Here is a 24276-nt window from a genome sequence, read left to right on the forward strand (position 1 = left end):
AAAGGACGCTGGTCTGGCCGCGGTCACCGTCTGGGGTTGGCCACCCTGCTCGTGACGGTGTTGGTGATGGTGTCGTCCGGGCAACCGGTCTATGCCGCCAACCTCGGCAGCGAGCCGACCCTGCCCTACGCGCAGCCGAACAACGCCAGCCTGCCCAGAGCGGGATGCGACACGACCGCCACCGACCCGACGAATCCGCCGGCCAGCAGCCCGGCGGCGGTGCAGGTGATCTATGCGTGGAACAACTCCACCGGGAACCAGTACGCGACGAACGTCGAGCATGCCGCCCGCGTCGTGGATCGCGTTGACTGGCTGCTCGACCAGGCCAGCAACTACGACCAGCACGTGAAGGTGAGCTGCCGGTCGACCACCACCAGCACGTACAACCAGTACGCGCAGGCGCTGGTGACGCCGGTGAAGATCGACACCACGAACACCGACTTCTGGTCGATCGCGAACGAGCTTTCGGCCAAGGGGTACGACGACAGCAACCGCTGGTATGTGGTCCTGACGGAGTTCCCCGCGCCGTCCGCGTCGGCGCACTGGTGTCCGAGCAGTGGCGGTAGCGGCTGCGTCTCCATCGTTGAGGCATGGGACAGTGGGGTCGTCGGGCACGAGATGGCGCACCTGCTCGGTGCCGGTCACGCCTACATGAGCGAGCACGTGTGGCAGGACTCCAACGGAAACTGGCAGGCCGAGCAGTACTGCCCCGACATCATGATGTGCGCTGGCGACTGGTGGGCCTTCGACCTGGGCTACCGCCAGAACTACGACCCGAGCGAGACCAGCGCGCGGTTCTATGTGGACAACTATCCGTCGACGACGACGAACAACGCAGCGGTTCACCCGCTGCTCACCTCGCCGGTGTGCTGCGACGTCGGTGCCAACAATGACCTGCTGACCGCGCAGGAACGGACCATCGAGGCGCAGGCGCCGGGCACCTCGAACCCCACCGGGTTCACCACCTCCGGATCGGGGGCAGCCATCTCGGTGACACCGCAGGGCTCGTATGCCGGCATTTCCGCCCGCTACTTCGACAACCGTCGCTCGTTGCAGTTCGTCAGCTCGCCGCAGTCAGCCGAGAAGTCGGTCATCGTGAGCCGTAGGCCGTCGGTGACGGCCGGGCACAACTACAAGTTCTTCGTCCGGCTACGCGCCGACTCCGGGACGGCCGCGCTGCGGATGCGGTGGTACAACTCGGCGGGCACGCTACTGTCCACGTCGCCCGGCAACTCGTTCGGCCTGACGTCGAACTGGTGGGAGTGGTCCCACGAGGCGGTCGCGCCGGCGAACGCGGCCAGCGTGCAGATCTCCGTGGTGGCACCGGCCGGTGGTTCGCAACCGTCGACCCTGACCATGCACGTGGACACACTGCAGCTGACCGACTGTAGTGCCAACCAGAACTCGCTGTGCCGGCCCACCACCTGATCCCACCTGGGTGATCCGGCCCTTCCCCACGTCGCCCGAGCGCGACGTGGGGAAAAGGCGAGTCAGCTTCTTCGTACCGTGGCGCCGGCTCGAATCGCCCGCGGCATCTCGGCGACATCGTCGACACGACCCACCAGCATGCTAAATTCGTCGCCCACACGGGTGAGTTCAACTCGACCCGGTAGGTGATGCCGCTCGATATGCGTGGTCGGCTGCTCGGCTGGTCGAGACCGGGGAGCTCTGCCGGGCGAGGGTGGCCGTGCTGTCGTAGCGGTGAGCGTTGGCCAGGGCGACGGCGGCGTACCGGCGAGGTTCGCCGCGATGGGCGGCCGGACGCGACTGTGGGACAATGCCGGCAACGGATGAGACTGGTGAGCGGATGTCGTCGACAGCTGAATCGCAAGATTTTCTCGGGCCACAGGCTCCTCTTGTGCCAAAGGGTTTCCGTGGCGTCACGAGGAACCTGGGCCTCAAAGACGTCGGTGACGATTTTACGGTCATCGTGTCCGAGGTCCCCGCGACATCGGCGGCGGTGTTCACGCGCTCGCGGTTCGCCGGACCCAGCGTCGAGCTCAGTCGGCAGTCCGCGGCGGCCGGGAGCTTCCGGGGCATGGTGGTGCTCTCCCGCAATGCCAACGTCGCGACCGGGAAGGTCGGCGCCGAGAACGCCGCCGAGATTCAGCTCAGGGTCGCCGAGGCCGCCGGGATCCCCGCCGGCGAGCTCTTGATCGGCTCGACCGGAGTGATCGGGCGGCCCTATCCGATGACGCAGATCCGGCGAGGGCTCGACGAGTTGTCGTGGCCGCTCCCCGCCGCCGACTTCGACGCCAGCGCGCGCGCGATCATGACGACGGACACGCGCCACAAGGTGGTCCGGCTGCGCTGTGGTGACGCCGTGATCGTCGGCATCGCCAAAGGCGTCGGCATGATCGAGCCGAACATGGCGACGCTGCTGACGTTCTTCTTCACCGATGCGCAGGTCGGCAGGGAGGACCTCGACGCGATCTTCCGCCGGGTGGTCGACCGCACATTCAATGCGCTCAGCATCGACACCGACACCTCGACCAGTGACACCGCCGCAGTCTTCGCGAACGGGGTTGCCGGCCCGACCGACCTCGGAGAGTTCGAGCAGACGCTGCACCGGGCGGCCCTGCACCTGGTCAGAGACATTGCCTCCGACGGCGAGGGCGCGAGCAAGCTCATCGAGGTCCGGGTGAGTGGTGCCCGCGACGACGCGCAGGCGAAGCTGGTCGGCAAGAGCGTCGTGAACTCGCCGCTGGTCAAGACCGCCGTACACGGCGCCGATCCGAACTGGGGCCGGGTCGCTATGGCGATCGGCAAGCTGGAGGACGAGACTGACATCGACCCCGACCGGGTGGCGATCCGTTTCGGCGATCTGCTGATGTTCCCCGAAAGCTCCGCCGACGACCTCTTGGACCGGGCCGCGGAGTACATGCGCGGCAAGGAAGTCGTGATTGACATCGACCTCGGGATCGCCGCCGGCTCGTTCACCGTCTACGGCTGCGATCTCACCGACGGCTACATCCGCATCAACGCCGACTACACGACCTGATCAGGCCAGGGATCCTGGCCGCCAACATCTCGGCGACGTCCCCGCCCTGCCGGGCGAGCAGTGAGTTCGCGAGCCCACAGCTGCCGGAACGCATCGGTCAGCGGTGGCGCACGTTCGACGTCCGCCCCTTGCGCAGGGCGGGCTTGTCCACCTTTCCGACGGCGGTATGGGGGATGGTGGCGGCGAGCACGATTTCCGCACGCACACCCAGGTCCTCGAGCACGGCACGGATCGCTGCGCGTACGCGCTCGTCCTCGACCCCGGCCACGGGGGTCGCCACCACGAGCGCCCCACGCTCGGTCTCCCCGGGCAGCGGTGCCAGTACGGCCGCCTCGGTGATCGGGCACGCGGCCGTCAGCGCGGCCTCGACGCCCGGGCTGAACACCGGACCGGCCGAGCCGCCGAGCAGGTCGGCGACACGGCCGAGGATTCGGTACTCGCCGTCGAACTCGGCGACATCCCCCGTGTGGTACCAGCCGTCGCGGAACGTGGCGGAGGTCGCCCCCGGGTCACCGAAGTAACCGACGCTCGTGTACGTCGAGCGGGCCAGCACCTCACCGATCGAAGGCCAAGCCTCGTCGAGGGGAGCGAGCCTGATCTCCACACCGGTGACCGGGGTCATGCCGCGGGTGTCCTGCACGACATCGTCCATGTTCCCCAGCATGATGCCGAACTCGGTCGAGCCGTAGATGCGTCGAATGTGAATACCGAGCACCGCGGCCGCGTCGGCGACGACCTGGCCGCTCAGGTACGCACCGCCGCAGAGCGGCATCCGCAACGCGGAAAGGTCGACGGACCGGCCGCGTGCGGCCTGCGTCAGCAACTCGTAGTGCCTCGGCAGCGCGCTGCACACGGTGGCGCCGGTCTCCTCCAGCCACCGCAGCAACTGGTCGGGCGCGGCAGACGGATCGGCCAGCACCAGGAGGGCCCCCGAGAGCAGCGCCGGGAACAGATGAACGTCGCAGCCGTGTGCGACGTCCAGGGTGTGGCGGTTGAACAGCACGTCCGCGGCGGTCGTCGCGGTGTAGGCGATCCACTGTCGCCGGTCGTGGAGCAGGTCATCCTGACGCCAGGTCACGAGCCGGGGCTTCCCCGTGGAGCCGGACGTCTCCAGCAGCCGGAACGCGCCCTCGTACGCCTTGAACGGCCGCGCGCCGACCAGCTCGGAGCCGGTCGCCAGCTCTGCGGTCGTCACCTGCTCGACGACGACGTCCGGCAGCGGCTCCGCGCCGACGACGAGTGCCGGCTTCGTCTGCTCGACCAGCCAGGCGATGTGCTCCGGCGCCGCCGACCTGCTGATCGGCACGTGGATAGCACCGCTGCCCGCCAGGGCGAGCACCAGTGCCACGTAATCAGTTCCGTTGTCCAGCCAGGTCGCCACCACCTGGCCCTCGCCGATGCCCCGGGCCCGCAGCCAGCCGAGGGCACGGTCGACCCGCAGCGACAGCTCGCCGTAGGTCAGGCGCTCGCCGTCGGGCACCACCACCGCGAGGGCGTCGGCTCTGCGGGCCACCACGGAACGGAACTCGGTCAGTAGCATCGTCTCTCCTCACGCGGCCGTCGGCAGGGTGACCTGGCCGCGATAGAGCAGACGCACCCCGTCGGACCCGATCGCGGTGCGGCCGTGCAGCGTCCGCTGGTTGTCGATCACCAGCAGGTCACCGGTCTGCCAACGATGCTGATAGAGGTAGCGCGGCGAATGCAGGTGCGCCGACAGCTCCGCGAAGAATGCGGCAGAGTCTTCGGCACTCACGTCGGCGACGCGCACCTGCCAACCCTGCGGCACATCCGGCGGGAATCCGAGTGCCAGGTTCAGCGAGCGCACGCGGCCGTAGTCGCGGGTGGTCGGGATCTCGTACCAGTCGGCGGGTACCTGCGGGAAGTAGCCGCGTTCCTCGACGAGGTATTCGAGCCGGCCGTCGGCAAGAACCTTGCCGAGGTGCGGCGGGATCTCACGCCACGCGGTGAGCTGATCGCACACCGTGGTCTCACCGGAACCGGGCTCGTCGGCGAAGTCCTTGGCGTACAGGACGATCAGGTCGACCTGTTCGCCGACCAACAGTCCGTCGGTGTGCAGCGGGAGGGGGCCGCGGCCGGTGACCACCTTCCCTGCGTCCCTTGAGGCGTTGAGCATCAACAGATCAGCCTGGCCCTCGCCGAACTTGTGATCCACAGTTTGGCCGAGGTGGTGGACGAGCCGCTGGAAGGCATCCTCGGTGAAGTCCAGGCCGCGCGTCAGCGCGACCCCGCTGGTCAGCGCCGCCTCCCGGGACCGCCGGGCCATCTCCTCGACGGTCTCCCCGGGCGGCGACGTCAACACCGTGCCGAAACCTGATTCGGTCAGTGTGTTCTCGGTCATCGTCATCTCCTCGTTCATCGGATTGTGGCGAGCGCGCGTGCGTAGACCTCGTCGGCGTTCCAGTCGTCGAGGTGTCCTTGACCGGCCAGTGCCAGGAGGTCGGCGAAGCATGCTTGGTAGACGCGGGAAGGGTCGCTCTGCCCGGAGTCCGCAGCGAGCCGCCGCCGCACCCCCTCCTGCAGGTTCCCGCCGTGGTGTACGGCGATCTTGCGGCGCCACGCGATAGCGGGGGTGACATGGGCGGCCATCGCGGTCCGCAGATGGAACTTCTCCCGGCCGTCGTGGACCTTGCACGCGGGCGTGGTCTCCAGCGCGGTGCGCATCACCGGGAGTGTCCAGAACGGGTGGAACGTCTCGACGCCGTACGCCAGCGCCATCCGGTTGGCCAGCTCACCGCTGGTGCGGGTGCGCGCGACCGCCGCGATGCCCTGGTCGATCAGCTCGTCCGGGTGCTCGAACGGGGTGAAGAGCCCGGCATTGATGAGGTCGCTGCCGTACCCGGTGAGCAGCACGCGACCCGGTTCGACCACGCCGGACTGGTAGAACGCCGTGGCCGTGAGCGCGACCTCGACCACCTCCGGCGTGGTCACGCCGAGCCAGCGGACGGCGGCGGGGACAGCACGGATGATGCTGTCCTCGTCGAGCAGCAGCGAATGCAACTTGAGGCCAGCGACCTCGCACAGCTCCGCGGCGTCGGAAAACTCGTCTCCCCAGGGCGTTCCGACACTGTACGGCCGCACGTCGAGGTTCCGCGCCGCGGCCAGGTAGGTCACGGTGCCCGAGTCGATCCCGCCGGAGAGCAGTGACGCGTACGTGGCCTCGGGGCGGACGGCGGCGATGCCGGCGATCACCGCATCCAGCTCGGCCAGTTGCGCCTGCCCGGCAGCCAGCGGATCGTCCCGAAACGGCCTGCGGAACTGCTCGAGGAAGTCCTCGGCCGGCGGGGCGGTGCTGGTCAGCCAGCCCGAAGCGGTCCGGGCGCGGCGTTGCCGGACCGAGTGGTCCAACCGTCGTATCCCGTCGACGAGCGTGGCTTCCGCATCGGTGCTCACCGGACCCGAGCGCACCCGGGCGGCGAGGCCCCACGCGGGCAGAATAGCCGCGGCGAGCAGCAGGTCGGTGAAGAAGGCGAAGCCATCGGTCGCGGGGTCCTCGGCGACGTAGATGGCGTCCTCGTTGAACACCGAGGTGAACGCGGTCACGGCGTCCTCGCCCACCTGCAGCACGGTGCGCTGCGCCGGTTGCGTGGGCAGCTCCCCGAGCGCGGGCGTCGCCGTCAGCGTACGGACGTCGACATCGAACGGCGCGGTCGTGGGCAGCCCTGCCACGAGGCCACGGTGGTAGACGAACAGATCACCGACCTCGACGCACGCGCCCATCGGCTCAAGTCCGGTCAGGCGCCGGTTGGCGACGACCACCCAACCGCCGCTCATGCCTGGCCCACGATCCGGCGCATTTCCCGCTGCGGCCGCCCCGAGGCGAATCCTGCCCGGTGTGATCTCTTCGCGTTGTCCCGCAGGACGTGCAAGCCTTGGATGTAGTCGTGGTTCATCTGCGGCTTCGTGTTGCGCACGGCCGCCGGGTTGTAATCGGCGAAAGCCGCCGCGCGGGCCAGCGCGGTCGGCAGCACGTCCGCTGCGGGCACCGCTTCGTGCAGTAGGCCGTCCCGCAGGGAGGACTCGGCGGACCATTCGTCACACGACAGGAGCATGTGCTGCATCACCGAACGCCCGGCCGAGCGTTCCAGCATGAACGCGCCGAAATTGCATGCGATACCCACCTTGAACTCGGGCATCCGCAGGATCGACGATTCCGCACCGACGCGGTAGTCACAGGTGAGCAGGAGTTGCAGGCCGATCCCGATGGCGTAACCCTCGACGGCAGCCACGGTGGGTTTGGTGACTTCGAGGCTGGCGACGTACAGCTCGGTGATGTTGTCGATCCACTCGTCCACCTCGTCACCGCCCGAGAAGTGGCTGACCTCGTGAAAATCGCCGCCCACGGCGAAGGAATTGCCCTCGCCGCCGTGCAGCACCACGGCGGCCACCGCGTCGTCGGCCTCGACCTCGCGGAGGATCCCGGTGAGTGCGCGCATCCGGCCGTTGCTCATCGCGTTCGAGTGATGCGAGCCCTCGAACGTAACCTGCGCGACGCCGTTCTTGGTCACCACGGTGAAGGTGTCGCGGGGCTGTGTGTGGACAGCGTTGTTCATCAAGCTGGTCCTCCATAGTTATCGGGGTGAAAGATGTGCATTTGGTGGGCCGTTCCAGTGCGTCCTGGGTCCTGCGGCACCTCTTTCGCCTCCTGTCGGGCACATCCGATCGGTGCCTTCTGCGCGCCCGCCACGCCGCCGCAGCTCCTCCTCCGTCAGGAGAAGCTTGAGGTCGGGGCCGGCCGGGTCGGTCGACCCGCTCGAGTGGCGAGGCCGGCGGAGACCCGCCCGGTGGCGACCTCCTCGACCGGTCCGGTCAGTCGGACCGCGCCGCCGGCGTCGACGGACACGGTCACGGCACCACCGCGCATCCGGACGTCGACCTCGTCGCCCACCAGACCGAGACGCCGCACCGCAGTTGCCGCGGCGCAGGCCCCGCTCCCGGACGCGAGCACCGGCCCGGCACCGCGTTCCCACACCACGACCTCCAGCGACCGCCGATCGCGCACCACCGCGAACTCCACATTGACCCGGGTGCGGAACGCAGAGTGCCGGCCGATCAGCGGCCCCAGCTCCCGCGCGGCCGCCTCATCGGCTGCCGGCAGGACGACGACCGCGTGCGGGTTTCCGTTGTGGACGCAGGTCACCCGAAGGGTCCGCCCCGCCACGGGCAGCGGGTGGTCGACGACCGGGCCGGAACCTCCGACCAGGCCGACGATGTCCGCGTCGAAGTCCGGACGGCCCAGGTCGATCGACACCAGCCCTGCGAGCCGGTCCAGTACCCGGACGCTGGTGTGGCCGAACCCCGTGTCCAGCACGAACTCCGCGCCGCCGTCTCGGGACAGGTGCAGGGCGAGAATGCGCAACCCGTTCGCGCTCCGCTCGCACGGGCTCCCGTCCGGGTTGAACAACCGGACTGGCATGGGCTGGCCCGCGCCCGCGGGCGGTCCCCGGAAGACAATTCCGTCCGCGCCGACCCCGAAGTGCCGGTCGCACATCGCGACCGCCGTCGCCGGTGCGGCGGGCAGCCCGTCCTCGGGATCCACGACCAGGTAGTCGTTGCCCAACGCTTGGTACTTCGCGAAGCGCGGAAGGCCGGCCCCTCGGGGCGAGGTCACCTGCGGCTGCCGTCAGCCCACCGCGGGGCGGTCTCGGCGAGCCGCTCGTCAAGGTAGCGCGCGGACGAGTTGAGTCGCCACAGTGTCCCGCGGGCGATGCCAATGCGCATAGCCTCGGAGGTCGCCGCCGGCTTCACCACGTTATGGAACCACCCGGCTGCGTGCTGGGAGTCGACCGTGATGTGCAGTCTGTGGTAGGTGATCCCGACCTCTGGCAGCCCCAGCCGCTCCCATGCGCGCACGACGCACACGAACCGGTCCGGCACCAGCCACTCGGTCATCCCGAGGTAGCCGACCGCCTCGGCGTACCGGTACCGATAGCGCGACAACATCACCGCGAGGTTCCCGGACAGCAGCGCCGTGCCCGTGAGCCGGTCGGCGACCTCATCCTCCCGCACGTCGAAGACCTCGAAGATCCTTCGAAAGAGCGTGGTGTGCACCTCCTCCGGCCGGCCGTTGCCCATCTCGTCCCAGTAGTTCGCCGCGATCTCCATTTTGGCGGGACCGTCGGTACCGACCTGCATGAGGGCGAGCAGGTCGTCGAACCTCGCGTCGATGACCGACTCCTGGATCATGTACAGACGCAGGTCCTCGGAGTCTGCGTGGTTGCTGATGAAATCGGTGTAGTAGGGATGCTTGTACACCCGGTGCTGCTTGGCCAGCGCCTTCAACCAGGAGACGTAGGCGGCCGGTTCGCTCGGCATGCCGTCCAGTAGGCCGGCTTGGATGCGGGCGTCCTCCGCCGCGCCGGTGGCGGACTCCACCAGGCGGGCGATCTCGTGAATCACGACCGATCCCTCGGCGCTCGGTCTACCCGGAGCGATCCGCAACCCGAGATCGTAGATTCGGGCGAGGATCTGTTGCTGCTGCAGAAATGCGTCCGGGTCACCTGCGGTAGCGCGGTCGTTCAGCTCTCTCACCCGATCGAGAACCTGTTCTCGCAGCGCACCGTGCACCGCGCGGTCAAGTTGATCCGCCGATATAGACAGCCAATTGGAGATGTCGTCGACGACAGACGCTGCACCTTGAACGGAAGCTGTTTGTTGCACGGTTGTACCCCCATGGAAATGATGTGTCATCTGATGTCAGTCGCGCGCCGCGGAGGGTTGCCATTTTTCGACCTCGACGCGGTTGTCGTGGAACACCGCACCGCCGCCCATGTCGGCGTCCCGCTCGTTCACCGTCGCGTTGACGGTCGGGCCGCCGGTGAGCTTCATCCAATGGCCCTTCGTGGTCCCGACGACTCCGCTGCGGACGTGCTCGGAGGCGTACGCGGTGGAGACGAATGAACCGCGGTCGTTGAAGACGGCGACCGGTGTGCCGTCGTGGAGCCCACGGGCGGCCATGTCGTCCGGGTGCAGCTCGACCCGGGGCGGACCAGCCCGGCGCCGTAGTTCCGGCTTGTTGGCGAAGACCGAGTTGAGGAAGAAGTGCGAGGCGCCGGCGATCAGCGAGAGCGGGTACCGCGCGGCCAGTTCCGGGTCGGTCGACTCGCGTGGCGGGGTGTATCCCGCCACTGCCTCGAACCCGGCTTCCAGGGCTCGCTCGGACCGGAATTCCAGCTTGCCGGACGGTGTCGGGAAGCCGTCGGCGAACGGCACGAATTCGGCCGGATAACTCAGTCTCGCCCACCCGTCTCGGCGCAGGGACTCAACATCGATACCGGCCAGCGATGGATGGTCCGTGGCCAGCAACTGAGCCGCCATCTCTTCGTCCGAATCGTAGAGTCTCGGCTCGGACAACCCCATGTGCCGGGCGATTCGGCGGAAGATCTCCGTGGTGGAGAGGCAATCACCCGGAGGGGCCGTCGCCGGCTCGTTCCACGCGATGTACATGTGGCCGTAGCCGTCGAGAACATCGAGGTGCTCGGTCTGCATGGTCGCGGGCAGCACGATGTCGGCGTAGTCGGCGGTGTCGGTCTGGAAGTGGTCGACGACGACCGTGAACAGGTCTTCGCGGGCGAGCGCCTGGCGAACGCGTTGCTGATCCGGGTTGCTGACCACCGGGTTGGCCCCGTACACGAACAGCGCCTTGACCGGCGGGGTCAGGTCGAGGAGGTTCTGGCCGAGGCGGGTCATGGAGAGCCGTCGCACCGGCGCCGCACGCAGGTCGCTGCACAGGAGTGCCTCCCGGTTGCCGCCGAAGTACCCGTCGGTCGAGTAGGTGAGGCCACCGCCCAGCCTGCCCCAGTCACCGGTGACGCCCGGCAGGCAGGCGAGCAGGCGAACGGCCGCGCCGCCGCCCGCGTGGCGCTGCATCCCGCTGCCGGCGCGGATGCCGGTGGGCCTCGTGGCGGCGATCCGTTCCCCCAGATGCTCGATCTGCGCGCGGGAGACGCCGGTCAACTCCGCGACCCGTTCCGGAGGGAACTGCTCGATGCGGGCGCGGAACTCGGGCCACCCCACTGTGTGGTCGGCCAGGTAGGCATGGTCCGCCCCGCCGGCGGCGACCACCACGTTGAGCAAGCCCAGCGCGAGGGCTGCGTCGGTACCGGGCCGCGGCGCCAGGTGCTCGTCAGCCTGCTGAGCGGTCCTTGTGGCCACTGGGTCGATCGCGACGACGTGCGCGCCCTGCTCGCGTGCCTTGTTGATGAACCGCCACTGGTGATGGCTTGTGGTGAGAGTGTTGACGCCCCACAGCAAGATCAACCGCGAGTGGGTCAGCGACTCCGGATCGATGCCCCGGTGGGTCCCGGTGGCAAGGTCCGCGCCGACCAGCCCCGCCACCGAGCAGATCGTCATGTCGTGCTCGGAGGCGCCGAGCACGTTCCACAGCCGTGCGCCGGCCTGGCCCTGGAGCCCCTGGAGGAACCCCAGGTTGCCCGTTCCCTGATACGGCCAGATCGACTCGCCGCCGTACTGGCGACGAACCCGGTCGAACTGTTCGGCGATCTCGTCGAACGCCGCGTCGAGGCTGATCCTCGTGAACCTGCCGGTGCCCTTCGGGCCGGTGCGACGCAGCGCATGACGGAGGCGGTCGGGCGACGCCGCGTGGTCGAGGTACTGGTTGACCTTCACGCAGAGAGTGCCGTGGGTGAAGGGGTGCTCGGGGCGACCGCGCAACGTGACGGCCGCACCGTCGCGGACGCCCACTATCCAGCTGCAGGCATCCGGGCAGTCCAACGGGCATCCGCCCGCGACCTCACGGTCGACCACAGTGACACGTCTACCCGATGCCTTCATTGCGCCGAGGGTTTGCTGTTGAGCACCGCCTGGTCGTGCTCCTCGCCGTACCAACGCTCCGACCAGCGCGAGAACGCGGCGATGACGATGTCGCGGTGCCCCTCCTCGCCGGAGGCATCAGGGTGCAAGTCTGTGACGTCGTGTGCGACGGCGCGGTCATCGAGCAGCGCAGCATGACCAGGCTGGACGGTGCCACGCCAGAACGGCTCGGAGGAGTCGAGGCCCTTCCACAGCCGCATCTCACCCCCGGTCACGTTGTGCCTGTTGAAGACCAGAATCGCGACGTACTCATGCCCGTCCTTATGGACGCCCTCCGGGGTGACCAGCCCTGGTTTCGCTTCCGTGGCGCGGCTGCGGTTCTGGTGAACGTTCACCTGCCAGCTCTCGGAGCGGTCCAGTGGCAGGTTGGCGGCGACCGCGTGCAGGTAGGGGAGGAAGTCGGCCTGCAATGGCTCGTACTCGCGCATGATGCCGCCCGCGACCGTGTTGTATTCGCGGGACTGGCCGTAGGGGCGGTGCGGAAGCAGCTCGAACGACCAGGCGTCGGAGATGTAGTCAATCTTGTACTGCGAGAAGCGCTTGTAGCGCGTCTTGTTTCCCATGTAGACGTCGAGCGGGACATTGTCGTAGCTGTTCAACACCTCCTGCGAGACCGGAGGCAGATCGATGATGGCATACCCGTCGATGAGTCTTGACATTCGAGTCTTCCGTTCTGTTGGGCAGTCGTGGCCGAGCCGTCGCCGAGCTATTTCTCTGTGGCCTGGGTATTTATATTGATCGGTGTGAATACTATCCAGTGGTTCTCCTGAGCGTCAAGCCCGTCCGTGCAAGACTTTGCTCACCGAAAATTGCAACGGAAAATGGGCACCCCGAAACCCTCGATGCCGCCAGCATCGAGGACCGCCACCGACTCGATCAGAAGTACCTGGTCAACTCTCCCCGGCGTCGGATGTCGAGAGAGCAGCAATGCAGTCCGCCCCCGAGGGAACGGCCGTGCCGGAACCGCACGGGCACCGGCTCCACGCCTGCCTGCTCCAGCTGAAGCATGAGAGAGACCTGGTTGGACGGGACAAGCACGCGATCCGGGCCCAGCGCGAGGAGGTTCATCCCGACCCAGCGAGAAGCTCGTGGCCAGTCGAAGGCGAAACCGTCATCCTCGATATCGGTGACCCACAGCGTCTTCCAGCTCCGCAGCGGGCTCGGAATCATTTCGGGCGTCATTTTAACTGCATTGGCCAACAGTAGGCCCGGCCGAAGTATGTGCAGTGTCGTGTCGACGTGATCAGCGCAGATGGACATCTCGTGGACCGTGAAATCCGGCCCCAGGATTCGCTGAAGCCAACTCGCACCTCGCCGGTTACCGGTGCTGCTGACGTTGAAGAAAATATCGTACCCGCATCTCAGGAGGTTTGCGGCATCGAACAAGGGTTCCTCGTCGGCAACTACCGAAGCATTCGACTCGTAGATGTACGTGGAGTCCGGCAGCCTCGGCTTGGGCGCCGACAGCCATCGGGCTCCGGAATCGAAATACCCGCGCAGCAGGTCGCGGTACGGGAAGACCTCAAAGTACCGGGACCTCATCGGCATCGGGACCTCGATCAGCATGTCACCGATGACCGACAGGCAGTCTCGCGGCATGAGCGCATGCATCGCGACGGACGCCCAGTCCGGCGACGCATAATGCTGTCCCGGCACCAGGGGTTCGGGGCGTCGAACGGCGACACCGTGCGACTCGAGTACCGCGGTGAGATCGTGAAAGTCCTCCTCCGCTTCGTCGATGACTCGATCCAGCAACGCGCTGGGGATCTTCTCGCGTTCCGCCTCGACCGGTTGTTCGAAGAAGTGGCGCAGGGAGGGGTCCACGGGCGGGGGAGTGAAGCCGACGGCGGTGCCCAGCACGACCTCCTCCAGCGGGTCCCAGTCGTTACTGCTCCACACGGCGTTAACGGTCATCGGCAATCCCCTCGATCAGGTGGCAGGTAGCCGGGCACATCCACGCCGCTGGGGTCGCGCGCAGCACGATCAAAGCTGCCGGGCCGCGCAGGTGCGTTACCGGCCTTGTCCGTCTGACGTCGGTGATCGTCGAGTAGGCACGTCCGGTTCTCTCGCGGCGCACGGCAGACTGATGTGAGCGTCGACGTCGATGGCGTGCCGTGCCCGTCGCTGTGGATCGCGACGAGACGGCGGGCCAGACGCGGCGTCCGTCGGCTGTCACCGGCGTCAGAATCCCGGTGGCCGTGTCAGTTCGGGAGGCCCGCGTCTTGGGCGAAGACCGCTTCAACTCACGCGGACACGGTCGCCGAACCGGACCGGGCCCGCACAGATGACCCTCGCGTACACCCCGAAGTTTGTCTGTCTCTGTTCGGCCAGCACCCGCAGGACGTCCTTGTCGCGGGGCACGCCCGGCTGCGGCAGCGTGACCGTCACGCACCGCTCGGTCTGCTCGGTGATCTCGAGTCTCGTGGTCTCCCCGATGGACACCTCGCGGCCGATCCAGTCGTCCTCGAATCTTGGCCCCCACTCCCCGTCGATGACGATATTGGGCCGGAAACGGGCCACCGGGACCACGGTTCCTTCCGGCACCTCGGCCGCCAGCGCGGTGAGGGAGGAGCGTGAGATCAGGTGGACCGCGCCGATGTCGAAGTGAGGTGTGCCCGATTCCCGAGCGGCCCGCACCGGCTCACCGGCCAACGCCGTGAGCGCCGCGTCGAGGTCGGGGTCGCCGGCAGCCAGCACGGCGCCGTTCGGCGTGTGAACCTCGACGCGACCGTGGCGTGTGCGCGCCGCGTAGGCGAGCAGGCCGTCGAGGCGACGGACGTGCTTCCAGGTCTTGCAGCTGCCCACCCGCCCGTCCGGGAAGGTGGCGGCCCACTCGCGGTCGCCGGAAACTCCGCGGCTGTCCAGCCGTACGTCATCGACCGTCTCGCCCTGCATGGACTTGAACGGATATCGGTAGAGTGCTTCGACTGTCGCCTCGACAGCGGACACGAGAGACTCCTTCGCGCGAGGCCCGGACGGTTGGCTGGGCCGGTCATCGGTCGAACAGCACCAGGCTGGCCAGAGCGATGAGGACGGCGCTCGACAGGTAGTTGAGCGCACGCCCGACCCGGGGACGTCTGGCGATCTTGGAGGCCAGGGTGCCTCCGGTGACCCCGACGGTGACATCGATGGGCAGGGCGGTCAGCGGAACGATCAAGCAGAACCCGATCAGGACCAGCAGGCCCGGATCGTCGAGACTGACGATGATTTGCGGGACCAGGGCGAGAAAGAAGGTGACCGTCTTCGGATTCGTGCCCTCCACCAGGAACCCCTGCAGGTAGCTGCGCAAGCCGGACACCCTGGCCGGTCTCTCGGTTCTTACCGTGAACGGCTGGTCACGGAGCCCCGAGATGCCCAGATAGAGCAGGTACGCCGCACCGGCGATCCGCAGCATCGTGAAGGCCAGCTCGGACGAGGCGATCAGGGCGGAGGCGCCGATCGCCGTCAGGAGCGCCCACATCGCACTCCCGCTAGCCAGCCCGAAGGCCGCGAACACTCCGGCGATCCGTCCGTTGACGACGCTGCGCGACATCACGTAGAGGATCGACGGCCCGGGGCTCAGGTTCAGCAGGAACGCACTGAGAGCGAACGAGGCAAGGATGGTGAGCGTCAACCGGCTGGCCCTTTCTGCTGAGCTCAGGAAAAGCGTCGCCAACGCGACGGAGTCACAGGTACGTCTCGAGTCCGCCGCGCCGGCGTACGTCCAGCGAACAGCAGTGCAGTCCGCCGCCGAAGGTGCGACCGTGCCGGAAGCTGGTGGGGACCGCGGTGATCCCGGCGTTCTCCAGCTGCTTGATCACCCGGGTCTGGTTGGCCGGCACCACGACCGTGTCGGGGCCGAGGGCCAGAATGTTCATGCCGACCCAGACTGAGGCGCGCGGCCAGTCGAAGGCATAGCCGTCGTCCTCTGGTGTGTCCACCCAGATGGTCTTCCAGGACTGCAGGGGGGCGGGAATCCGATCCGCGGTGAGGCGTTCCGAGTTGGCCAGCAGCAGCCCCGGCCGCAGGATGTGCAACGTCGTTCCGACGTGATCACTGCAGATGGAGATCTCGTGCACCCGGAAGTCCGAGCCCAGCTGCCGACGTAGCCAGGCCGCACCCCGCCGGTTGCCGGTGTTGCTCACGTTGAAGAAGATGTCGGTCCCGCACCGGAGCATGTTGGCGGCGTCGAACAACGGCTCGTGCTCCGCCACGACCGAGGCACCAGGTTCGTACACGTAGGTCTCGTCGGGCAGCAGGGGCTTCGGTGCCGAGAACCAGGAGGCGCCCGCATCGGAGTACTCCCGGAGCAGGCCCCGGAACGGGGCGGTCTCGAAGTAGCGGGCACGCATCGGCATCGGCGCCTCGATGATGCGGTCGCCGATCACCAGCAGGCAGTCCCGCGGCATCAGCGCGTGCATGGCGACGGAATCCCACTCCGGAGTGGCGTAGCTCCGGCCCACGGTGCTCGCGTCCGGACGGCGCACCCGTACGCCGGCACTCGTCAGCGTCTCGGTGAGCTGGGCGAAGTCCTCCTCGGTCTCGTCCACCACGCGTTGCAGCGTGCTGGCGTCGATCCGCTCGTCCCCGGCGTCCGCCGGGGGCTCGAAGAAGTGCTTCAGCGAAACGTCCACCGGAGGCGGGGTGAGGCCGGCCGCGGAGCCGAGAATGACCTCCTCCAGCGGATCCCAGTCGTTGACACTCCAGACGGGTTGCGTCATCACTGCTCCTTGGTTCGGCTCGGGCGGAAACTGAGGCCGAATGGCTGGTCCGTGGGCATGAGCTCGATGAGGCTCACGTTGACTCGCTGAGGCTGGGAGATGCACCACTCCACCGCCTCGGCGATGTCCTGCGGGGTGAGCGGGTCGGTGCCGTCGTACAGGGCGTCTGCTCGCTCCTGATCCCCGTCGAACCGGGTCACCGCGAACTCCGTACGGGCCATGCCGGGGGCGATGCAGCTGACGCGGATGCCGCGACCCTCCAGGTCGGTTCGCATGTTGAGACTGAGCTGGTGGACGAATGCCTTGGTGCCGCCGTAGACGTTCCCGCCGAGGTAGGGGTACACCGCGGCGATGGAGCCGATGTTCACCACGTGGCCGCGGCCGGCGGCCAGCATGAGGGGCAGGGCCGCGCGGACGCAGTGCAGGAGTCCCAGCACATTCGTGTCGACCATCTCGCGCCAGTGGCGCAGATCGGCGTCCTGGATCGGGCCGAAGCCCTTCGAGAGACCGGCGTTGTTGACGAGGATGCCCACATCGGAGAACGGCGCGGGTAGGTCGCCGAGAGCCTGGGCGACGGCGTCTCCGTCCCGTACGTCGACGGTCAGCGGATGCACCAGGTCGTGGCCGAGGCGGTCGGCGAGCTCGGTGAGTCGTTCGGTGCGACGGGCCAGCGCCACGACCGGCCGTCCGGTCTTCACCAGTCGCTCGACGGTGGCCCGGCCGAATCCCGACGAGGCGCCGGTCACTATCGCAGAAGGCAGGTTTGTCACTGTTCTGTACCCTTTCCCGTAGGTCGACGACCGTCAGATCTGGCGGCGGTAGACGACGGAATTGCGCGTGGGATCCAGTTGGCTCACCCAGCGCCGAGGCCCGGCAGAGGGCCCGACCTCAATGAACCCGTGTCCGAGGAACCACGCGTTGGCCGGGCTGGACGCCGCGTACAGTGCACGTGCCGATGACCGGGCCGCCTCCTGGAGGATCCTGTCGAGCAGGAGGCTCCCGGTCCGGCGGCCCTGGAAGCTGCTCTGGACGCACAGGTTGTCCAGGACCCAGTCGCTCCCGAAACGCTGGACGCCGACGCAGGCCACAATCCGGCTGTCGTCCTCGACGACCAGGAAGTCGGCGTGCCGCCGGGCGAACTCACCGACGTCGCGATGGCGCAGCCGACCGAGCGCGACGAACGGAGCGGACAGGTCGTGCAGGGCCTCCGCGTCCGCCCAGCGGGCTCGTCGCAGCGACAGGAGGCGAGCCTTACTGACGGCGGTCTTCACCGAGCCATCCCGTCGAACGTCGCCGAGGCGCTCGAGATCGGGCACCGCCACTCCGCCGGCTGCGGTTGTCCTGAGTACTGGAGGGCCTCCGGCTGCTCCCCGAAGTCCGCGAGGTTCGGGTTGATGGACCCCTGAAGCCGCAGCTCGCGGGCCCGGATCTTGTCCTGCAGCGAGGCGTAGAGCCCATCCTGCTTCAACTGGTCGAACTGCTTGTGGGAGTTGAAGACGAGTACCGGGTGCGTGAACCGACGGGAGATCCTCGACGCCTGGGAGTGCAGACCCACCACGAAGAACGGATGTCCGGCGACGCTGTAGGCGAAGTCCAGGGCGTGGGGGTCACTGGAGACACCCGGCGCCCACGCGTATTTCTCCCGATCCACTTGGCGAAGCATGGCGAGCTGCGTCCAGAGGGTTTGCTCGAACTCCGCCTCGCTCAGCCGCCGCGGATTCTCGAAGATCGCTGCGAAGGAGCTGAACCTGGTTTCGTGCAGCCGGGTCCGGTCGACGAAGCCGACAATCTCCCGGTGCAGTTCCCGAGTGCTGTCGACGTCGAGCATCGACTTCAGTTCGACGCAATACAATTGCTTCTGACGTAACGACGCGCGTGCTCCGAGGCAGGAGAAAGCGGTACCATCAATCCAATCCTCGAATGCTGATGTCAGAGGCCTAGATTTCTGGGCAAACTCATCCTGTCGAGCCATTGAAATTCCCCGTAACTTGATTGCACCACCGTGATATAGGCACGAACATGACCCCCCCGGTCATCTGTCTTGGTCAAGCATGGTCAGTGATGTAGGCTGATTTCTTGACGGCGAGTTGACAGCGACGTCGACACGATGAGGTGCTACCTGGGCCGCAGGGTATTTCGGGCTTAGGTGATCTACGGGGGCATTGTGGGCTTGATCATTCTCGGGCCGGTGGAGGGTCGATCGCAGGGTCGATCGTCGTCGATGGGAAGACCGCAGCAGTGCACGGTCCTGGCCGCGCTGGCCGTGGAGGTCGGACGGACGGTGCCGGCCGATGTGCTCGTCGAGCGGGTGTGGGGCCAGGAGCCACCCGAGCGGGCGCGGCGCACCTTGCACAGTCACATCACCCGCATCCGGCGATCGCTGGAGACAATCGACACGGGATCCGGGGATCCGGCCCGGCTGCTGCTGGGCTCCGGGGGCTACCGCCTCGACATGGAGCCCGACGACATCGACCTACACCGTTTCCGCAGGTTGGTGAAGCGGGCCGACAGGCGGCTGTGCTCCGAGGCCGACGCGCGGGTACTGCTCCGGCAAGCCGTCGCCCTGTGGCGCGGCGAGCCACTTGCCGGCCTGACCAGCGCCTGGGCGGAACGCACTCGGAACGCGTGGACGCTGGAGCGGCTGGACGCCGTGGTCGCCTGGGCCCGGACGGAGCTGGCGATCGGGGACCCACAGGCGGTCATCGCGGAGCTGAACGCGCTGGCCTACGACTTTCCGCTGGTGGAAAGCCTGGCGGCGACGCTGATTCAGGCCCAGTACGCTGCTGGACGCACGAGCGAGGCCCTCGACCGCTACGCGACGGTGCGCCGGCAGATGGTCGATGCGCTCGGCATCGAGCCGGGTCCCGAGCTGCAGCAGGTGCAGCAGGCGATCCTGCAGGGCGACCGGATCGGACCTACCGGCCCGGCGATCAGCCGTGACGCCGTTCTCGCACCGCAGGTCCGGATCCCGCCGCAGCGCCCGACCCATGCCGTCGCTGGGCCCGCACCGCGTCGGCACCTGGTCGTTCCAGCGCAGCTGCCGATCGACGTCCGGGGGTTCGCCGGCCGCGAATCGGAGATGGCCCAGTTGACGGACATTCTCGAAAGCTCCCAGGCGGAGAAGCAGCCCGCGCTGTGCGTCCTCTGGAGTGCCGCTGGGTCAGGCAAGACCTCACTGGCGGTGCACTGGGCACACCGGGTGGCGCAGCAGTTCCCGGAGGGGCAGCTCTACGCCAACCTGCGAGGCTTCGAGCCGAGCGGCGTGGTGGTGCGGCCGGAAGAGGTCATTCGCATGTTCCTGGACACGTTCCAGGTGCCGCCGCAGAGCATCCCGGTCAGCCTGGAGGCACAGGCGGCGTTGTACCGCAGCTACGTCGCTGGTCGCCGAATGCTCGTGGTTCTGGACAATGCGCGTGACGTCGACCAGGTCCGGCCCCTGTTGCCCGGCACCGCCGACTGCCTGGTCCTGGTCACCAGTCGTCGTGCGCTGCCCAGCCTCGTGGCGAGCGAGGGCGCTCATCCGATCGCCGTGGGCCCGTTGCCGTACGACGAGGCCAGGCGGGTGCTCTCCAACCGGCTGGGCGCCGCGCGGGTCGCGGCGGACAGTGCCGCCGTCGACCGGCTCATCGCCCGCTGTGCCGGGTTGCCGCTCGCCCTGGCCCTCGTCGCCGCACGCGTCGCGACCCACCCTGACCTGGATCTTCGTACGCTCGCCGACGAGCTCGACGTGGCTGTTGGATCGACCGAAACGCCGGCTGAGGCCGGGAGGGGCGTCCACGTCGTGTTCGTGTGGACCTACCGGACGCTGAGCCCGGCCGCGGCGAGACTGTTCCGCCTGCTGGGACTCTCGCCCGGTCCGGACATCGACGAACTGGCCGTGGCCCACCTCGCGGCGCTGGACCTGCCCACGGCGAGGATGTTGCTCAATGAGCTGCAGGACGCCCAGATGGTCAGCGAGCACAAGCCCGCCCGGCTGTCCTTGCACGAGTTGCTCCGGGGCTATGCGATGGACCTGGTCCGCGCGGTGGAGACCGCGGAGGAGCGGTCGGCCGCTGTTCGCCGGCTGCTCACCCACTACGTGACCTCGTCGCGCCGCGCCGCCGTACTGCTCGAGCGGCATCTGTCCCAGGATGCGGTGGAGGGCCCGGACGCCGGATCTTCCCGTCTCACGACGGCCCGGGAGGCGGTGGAGTGGTTTACCGCCGAGCACGCGATGCTGCTCGACATCGTTCGCCGGGCCGCGGACGAGGGTCATGACGCGAGCCTGTGCAGCCTCGCTCGATCGCTGATGGAGTACTTCAACCGCCAGGGCCATTGGCGGGATCAGATCAACACGCAGCGGCTCGCCCTGGACGCGGCCCGGCGGCTCGGCGACCGGCGCGCCATGGGTCAGGCGCACCGCGGCATCGGGGTGGCCCATGCCTGGCTGGGCCAGTACGACGACGCTTACACACACAGCCGGAGTGCGCTCGACCTCGCCTGCGAGGTCGGTTCGACGAGTGATCAGGCGCAGGCGCATCTGGCCTTGGCGCGCGTCTTCGAGCGGCAGGGCCGCCACCGCGAGGCGCTCGACCACGATCAGGCCGCCCTCATGCTGGCCGAGATCGCGAACGACCGGCTGGCGCACGCGGTCTCGCTCAACAATGTCGGCTGGTCGCTGGCCATGTTGGAGCAGTACGAGGCCGCCAAGGACCATTGCGGCCGGGCTCTGATGGTGCTGCGGGAGGTCGGCGATCCGTCTGGGCAGGCGGCGACCTGGGATAGCCTGGGCTACATCAACCACCAGCTGCACTATTCGGCCGAGGCGATCGAGTGCTACCGCGAGGCGATCAGGTTGAACCGGGAGGCCGGGAACCGTTACGCCGAGGCTGACAGCCAGCACCACCTCGGCAACACTCTGATGACACTGGGCGACTTCGCGGGTGCCAAGGGATGCTGGCAGCAGGCCGTGGTCATCCTCGACGAGTTGAATCACCCCGACGCCGAGACGGTGCGGGATAGGCTGACCGGTCTCGAGCAGGCGCAATCCGGGATCGGCTGGGGGCGCTGATCGCCCGGCCGGGCACGGGCCGGCCGGCCGAGCTCGCGGCAGCCCAACGGGGGCAGAGTCGTTGGCTCAGGAATCGTGACTGGTGTGGGCCGTCCCTACCCCGAGGGCGACGGGGGCAACCAGGAGGGCTCGCCCTCTCGGTAATGCGGTGACGGCGGCGATAAGCACGGCCGCAGCGGACGCCGAGATGAGCACCGCTGGGGCAACGAAATTTCCGACAGCGGCTAGTGTGAGCCCGGCGAGCGGCATCGGCACAATCAGCAGCATGCCAAAGAGCCCCACGGTCGCCGCGTAGTTCTCCAGTGGCACCCGACGCGCTCTAACGACCCGGATGTACACGCTGAAGAACGCGTCGAGCAACAGGAACGCACCGAGGCATCCAGCGAAAACCCAGAGCCGGGCCCCCAGCGCTACGCCCAACGCGGCCAGGCACATCCCCACCGCGACCGCGATCCCGATCGTCGACAGCGGCACACGCGAGGTCAGCCGGTGGAAGGTCAACAGACCGACGATGGCCGGCACGCTGCTCGCCGCGTACATCAGGCCCAGCTCACTGCTGCTTGTCCCGAACGTTCCGAACGCGATCTGGGGCGCAGCCCCGTTGATCAGCGCGAGCACGTAATTCAGGCCCATGGTGACCAGGACGATCCGGCGCAGGACGGGGTCCTCGAGCGCACCGCGTACGGTCGCGCGCAGGGTCCGCTTCGCTGTCGAGATGTGCGCCGTACCGTCCGAGGGGACCGATATCGACATCCGCAGCGAGACTCCGAACAAACCCGCCGCCACGAACATCAGCACCGGCGGTGGGAACGACAGCACCACGCCCGCCGCCGCCGGCCCCAGGACTATCGCCGCCTGCTCGAAGGCGGTCAGCTGCGATTGGAATCGCTCCTGCCCCTCGGGGCGGACCAAGGACAGTCCGACCTTCTCGCCACCGACGAAAGTCAATTCGAAGCAGAGGCCCACGACCATCGCGAATATCATCAGCACCGGCAGCACCGCACCGGGATACACCGCCATTATCAGCCCAGCCGCGAGCGCCGTCGCGGTCCTGGTCAGATCCGCCACGACCATCAGGGTCCGCTGCCGTATATTGTCGAGCCGCAGGATCGCTGCCGACAGTCCCAGGAGTCTCGGTCCCCATTGGAAGAAGACCGCTGCGCCCGACCAGCGCACATCGGCGGTCAAGCTGTAGGCGAGCACCGGTACGGCGAACAGGACCAGGTAGTCGCACAGCCAGCTGGCAAACCGCATCGCATAATATCGCGCGATACTCACGACAAATACGCTGCGACTGGTCGCAGTTCCCGACCCAGTCGCTCGTTGATCGTCAAAGCGGTGTCTGGATCGGAAGCGCGATAGCGGATATAGGCCACACGCCGAAGGGCCTCATAGGTCGAGGGAATCTGCTCGCCGGCGGGGACCAGCACCTTTCGCTCCACGACATCGGCGTAGCGCGGCACGTCGTCCCATCCCTCGATACGCGTGTAGGCGGTGATGCTGCCGGGGTCCACAAAGCGAATGCCCGCAGCCCTCCCGGATGCCGCGTGTTCGTCGAGGCAGGTCTCCGGGTTCGCGCCGACCGCCATCAACAAGGCGGCGTCCGCCATCGACACACCTGTGACGTCGGCTACCAGGTGCACGATCTGGTCTCCCGGCAGCCGTGCGGCGATCTCCATGAGTACCGGTCCGTTCGTGGACAGGCGTACCTCGCAATGGAAGACGCTGTTGTCCAGCCCGACCGCCCGGACCACCTGGCCGACGTACCGCTCGATCGCACCCAGATCGGTCGGTCCCAGCGGGGCGGGCGTGATGTGACCGAACTCGACAAAGGTCGGCTCGGGGCCGAGGAGCTTCCTGGTCACTGCGGCGATGTGCACGGCGCCGCGCCAAACATATCCGTCGGCGCTGTATTCGTCGCCGGAGACGTACTCCTCGATGACGACCTCGTCACCGAGCGGCCTGCCGAGGTCGATCATGCCATCGGCTTCGATGGCGGCGTACGCCCGTACAGCCTCGGCCGTGTCGCTCGCCTTCAAGACGTGGATGCTGCTTGACGACTCCACCGGTTTGACCACCACCGGGAACGTCAGCGCCGCGCACGCGAGCTCCGCCTCGGCGCGGGAGGCCACCTTCCGATGCCGGGGCGACGGGACGCCTGCGCGTTGCAGCGCCTCACGCATCTCGGCCTTGTTCCGAACGAGCGCGACATCGGTGGTGTTCAGGCCCGGCAGGCCGAGTTTCTCCGCAACCAGGGCCGCGATCTCGACGTGAAACTCCGAACCGGCAACGACACCATCGAGCCCCGCCCCCACTGGCGAGCGACTCACCGCTTCAACGATGGCGTGTGCGTCATTCGTATCTACCCGCACGACGGCGGATGCCAGATCCTTGGTCGCCGCCGTCAGAGTTCGGTCGTCGGCATCGAAGCTGGCAACCACGGTGTGCCAACCCATGGCTGCGGCTCGGACGACGAGTTCGTTGCCGGAAGATACCGGTTCAACGATGAGTACTGATGTCATCGTTCCTCTTGAGTCGTGTACTGCACATCGACTGTCATACGACGACGGCGGTGGCGGGACAGATGGACACGATCGATCAAGCTAGCACCATCCACAACAGACAGTCGCACCGGCTGCGTCCTCTCGTGACCGATGCCTGCCATACAGAGATTG

General features: G+C 67.7%; 20 protein-coding genes. 3 read left to right on the forward strand and 17 right to left on the reverse strand.

From position 1 onward, the window contains the following. Positions 1 to 36 precede the first annotated feature (36 nt). Together ACIBTX_RS10350 and argJ are read left to right on the forward strand one after the other, a co-directional pair. Entirely contained in the window at positions 37 to 1428 is a 1392-nt protein-coding gene (locus tag ACIBTX_RS10350; RefSeq protein ID WP_357392440.1) for a hypothetical protein, read from the forward strand. A 430-nt stretch (positions 1429 to 1858) separates the two neighbouring features. Continuing rightward, positions 1859 to 3001 carry a bifunctional glutamate N-acetyltransferase/amino-acid acetyltransferase ArgJ gene (gene argJ, locus ACIBTX_RS10355; protein ID WP_357124826.1) on the forward strand — a complete coding sequence of 381 codons (1143 nt, stop codon included), beginning with the start codon at positions 1859 to 1861 and terminating at the stop codon, positions 2999 to 3001. Between the two features lie 97 nt (positions 3002 to 3098). Here the strand turns inward: argJ and ACIBTX_RS10360 are convergent, their stop codons facing one another. The 15 genes from ACIBTX_RS10360 to gntA form a co-directional block, all read right to left on the reverse strand. After that, on the reverse strand, positions 3099 to 4541 hold the full coding sequence (locus ACIBTX_RS10360) for a class I adenylate-forming enzyme family protein (protein WP_357124829.1): 1443 nt from the start codon (positions 4539 to 4541) through the stop codon (positions 3099 to 3101). Positions 4542 to 4550: 9 nt separating this feature from the next. Continuing rightward, entirely contained in the window at positions 4551 to 5360 is an 810-nt protein-coding gene (locus tag ACIBTX_RS10365) for a TauD/TfdA dioxygenase family protein (RefSeq protein ID WP_396832346.1), read from the reverse strand. A 14-nt stretch (positions 5361 to 5374) separates the two neighbouring features. Next, positions 5375 to 6793 carry an asparagine synthase C-terminal domain-containing protein gene (locus tag ACIBTX_RS10370; protein WP_357124835.1) on the reverse strand — a complete coding sequence of 473 codons (1419 nt, stop codon included), beginning with the start codon at positions 6791 to 6793 and terminating at the stop codon, positions 5375 to 5377. After that, positions 6790 to 7572: an enoyl-CoA hydratase/isomerase family protein gene (locus ACIBTX_RS10375; RefSeq protein ID WP_357124838.1), complete on the reverse strand. Its 783-nt coding sequence runs from the start codon at positions 7570 to 7572 to the stop codon at positions 6790 to 6792. Before ACIBTX_RS10375 ends, ACIBTX_RS10370 begins: the two co-directional genes overlap by 4 nt. A 155-nt stretch (positions 7573 to 7727) precedes the next feature. Then, a complete protein-coding gene (dapF, locus tag ACIBTX_RS10380) occupies positions 7728 to 8630 on the reverse strand; it encodes a diaminopimelate epimerase (RefSeq protein ID WP_357124841.1) in 903 nt (300 codons plus the stop codon). Next, a complete protein-coding gene (locus ACIBTX_RS10385) occupies positions 8627 to 9679 on the reverse strand; it encodes an iron-containing redox enzyme family protein (RefSeq protein WP_357124844.1) in 1053 nt (350 codons plus the stop codon). Before ACIBTX_RS10385 ends, dapF begins: the two co-directional genes overlap by 4 nt. 36 nt (positions 9680 to 9715) lie before the next feature. Then, on the reverse strand, positions 9716 to 11812 hold the full coding sequence (locus tag ACIBTX_RS10390) for a molybdopterin-dependent oxidoreductase (RefSeq protein ID WP_396832347.1): 2097 nt from the start codon (positions 11810 to 11812) through the stop codon (positions 9716 to 9718). Beyond that, the gene (locus ACIBTX_RS10395) at positions 11809 to 12510 is read right to left on the reverse strand and encodes a 2OG-Fe dioxygenase family protein (RefSeq protein WP_357124852.1); all 702 of its coding nucleotides are present in this window, start codon (positions 12508 to 12510) and stop codon (positions 11809 to 11811) included. Before ACIBTX_RS10395 ends, ACIBTX_RS10390 begins: the two co-directional genes overlap by 4 nt. A gap of 217 nt (positions 12511 to 12727) precedes the next feature. Then, on the reverse strand, positions 12728 to 13765 hold the full coding sequence (locus ACIBTX_RS10400; protein WP_363661125.1) for a hypothetical protein: 1038 nt from the start codon (positions 13763 to 13765) through the stop codon (positions 12728 to 12730). A gap of 324 nt (positions 13766 to 14089) precedes the next feature. Further along, positions 14090 to 14800 (reverse strand): MOSC domain-containing protein, encoded by a 711-nt coding sequence (locus ACIBTX_RS10405; protein WP_357124858.1) that lies wholly within the window; start codon positions 14798 to 14800, stop codon positions 14090 to 14092. A gap of 43 nt (positions 14801 to 14843) precedes the next feature. Beyond that, on the reverse strand, positions 14844 to 15464 hold the full coding sequence (locus ACIBTX_RS10410) for a LysE family translocator (RefSeq protein WP_357124861.1): 621 nt from the start codon (positions 15462 to 15464) through the stop codon (positions 14844 to 14846). A 52-nt stretch (positions 15465 to 15516) separates the two neighbouring features. Beyond that, a complete protein-coding gene (locus ACIBTX_RS10415; RefSeq protein ID WP_357124864.1) occupies positions 15517 to 16551 on the reverse strand; it encodes an amidinotransferase in 1035 nt (344 codons plus the stop codon). Beyond that, on the reverse strand, positions 16551 to 17297 hold the full coding sequence (locus ACIBTX_RS10420) for an SDR family NAD(P)-dependent oxidoreductase (RefSeq protein ID WP_357124867.1): 747 nt from the start codon (positions 17295 to 17297) through the stop codon (positions 16551 to 16553). Before ACIBTX_RS10420 ends, ACIBTX_RS10415 begins: the two co-directional genes overlap by 1 nt. A 57-nt stretch (positions 17298 to 17354) precedes the next feature. Beyond that, entirely contained in the window at positions 17355 to 17822 is a 468-nt protein-coding gene (locus tag ACIBTX_RS10425; RefSeq protein WP_357124870.1) for a GNAT family N-acetyltransferase, read from the reverse strand. Then, entirely contained in the window at positions 17819 to 18523 is a 705-nt protein-coding gene (gene gntA / locus ACIBTX_RS10430; protein ID WP_357124873.1) for a guanitoxin biosynthesis heme-dependent pre-guanitoxin N-hydroxylase GntA, read from the reverse strand. The genes ACIBTX_RS10425 and gntA overlap by 4 nt, the downstream gene beginning before the upstream one ends. Before the next feature lie 174 nt (positions 18524 to 18697). Between gntA and ACIBTX_RS10435 the strand changes: the two genes are divergently transcribed. After that, entirely contained in the window at positions 18698 to 21601 is a 2904-nt protein-coding gene (locus ACIBTX_RS10435) for a BTAD domain-containing putative transcriptional regulator (RefSeq protein ID WP_357124877.1), read from the forward strand. Positions 21602 to 21667: 66 nt separating this feature from the next. Here the strand turns inward: ACIBTX_RS10435 and ACIBTX_RS10440 are convergent, their stop codons facing one another. Further along, positions 21668 to 22879, reverse strand: a complete 1212-nt coding sequence (locus ACIBTX_RS10440; RefSeq protein ID WP_357392446.1) for a hypothetical protein — start codon at positions 22877 to 22879, stop codon at positions 21668 to 21670. Beyond that, positions 22876 to 24123 carry an ATP-grasp domain-containing protein gene (locus tag ACIBTX_RS10445; RefSeq protein ID WP_357392447.1) on the reverse strand — a complete coding sequence of 416 codons (1248 nt, stop codon included), beginning with the start codon at positions 24121 to 24123 and terminating at the stop codon, positions 22876 to 22878. Before ACIBTX_RS10445 ends, ACIBTX_RS10440 begins: the two co-directional genes overlap by 4 nt. Between the last annotated feature and the right edge of the window lie 153 nt (positions 24124 to 24276).

The organism is Micromonospora sp. NPDC049359 (assembly GCF_044466585.1).
Lineage (GTDB): Bacteria > Actinomycetota > Actinomycetes > Mycobacteriales > Micromonosporaceae > Micromonospora.

Coding starts and splice junctions, on each gene's coding strand:
- ACIBTX_RS10360 (WP_357124829.1), bottom strand. CDS start 4,541: ATGCTACTGACCGAGTTCCGTTCCGTGGTGGCCCGCAGAGCCGACGCC.
- ACIBTX_RS10365 (WP_396832346.1), bottom strand. CDS start 5,360: ATGACCGAGAACACACTGACCGAATCAGGTTTCGGCACGGTGTTGACG.
- ACIBTX_RS10370 (WP_357124835.1), bottom strand. CDS start 6,793: ATGAGCGGCGGTTGGGTGGTCGTCGCCAACCGGCGCCTGACCGGACTT.
- ACIBTX_RS10375 (WP_357124838.1), bottom strand. CDS start 7,572: ATGAACAACGCTGTCCACACACAGCCCCGCGACACCTTCACCGTGGTG.
- ACIBTX_RS10390 (WP_396832347.1), bottom strand. CDS start 11,812: ATGAAGGCATCGGGTAGACGTGTCACTGTGGTCGACCGTGAGGTCGCG.
- ACIBTX_RS10395 (WP_357124852.1), bottom strand. CDS start 12,510: ATGTCAAGACTCATCGACGGGTATGCCATCATCGATCTGCCTCCGGTC.
- ACIBTX_RS10400 (WP_363661125.1), bottom strand. CDS start 13,765: ATGACCGTTAACGCCGTGTGGAGCAGTAACGACTGGGACCCGCTGGAG.
- ACIBTX_RS10415 (WP_357124864.1), bottom strand. CDS start 16,551: ATGACGCAACCCGTCTGGAGTGTCAACGACTGGGATCCGCTGGAGGAG.
- gntA (WP_357124873.1), bottom strand. CDS start 18,523: ATGGCTCGACAGGATGAGTTTGCCCAGAAATCTAGGCCTCTGACATCA.
- ACIBTX_RS10445 (WP_357392447.1), bottom strand. CDS start 24,123: ATGACATCAGTACTCATCGTTGAACCGGTATCTTCCGGCAACGAACTC.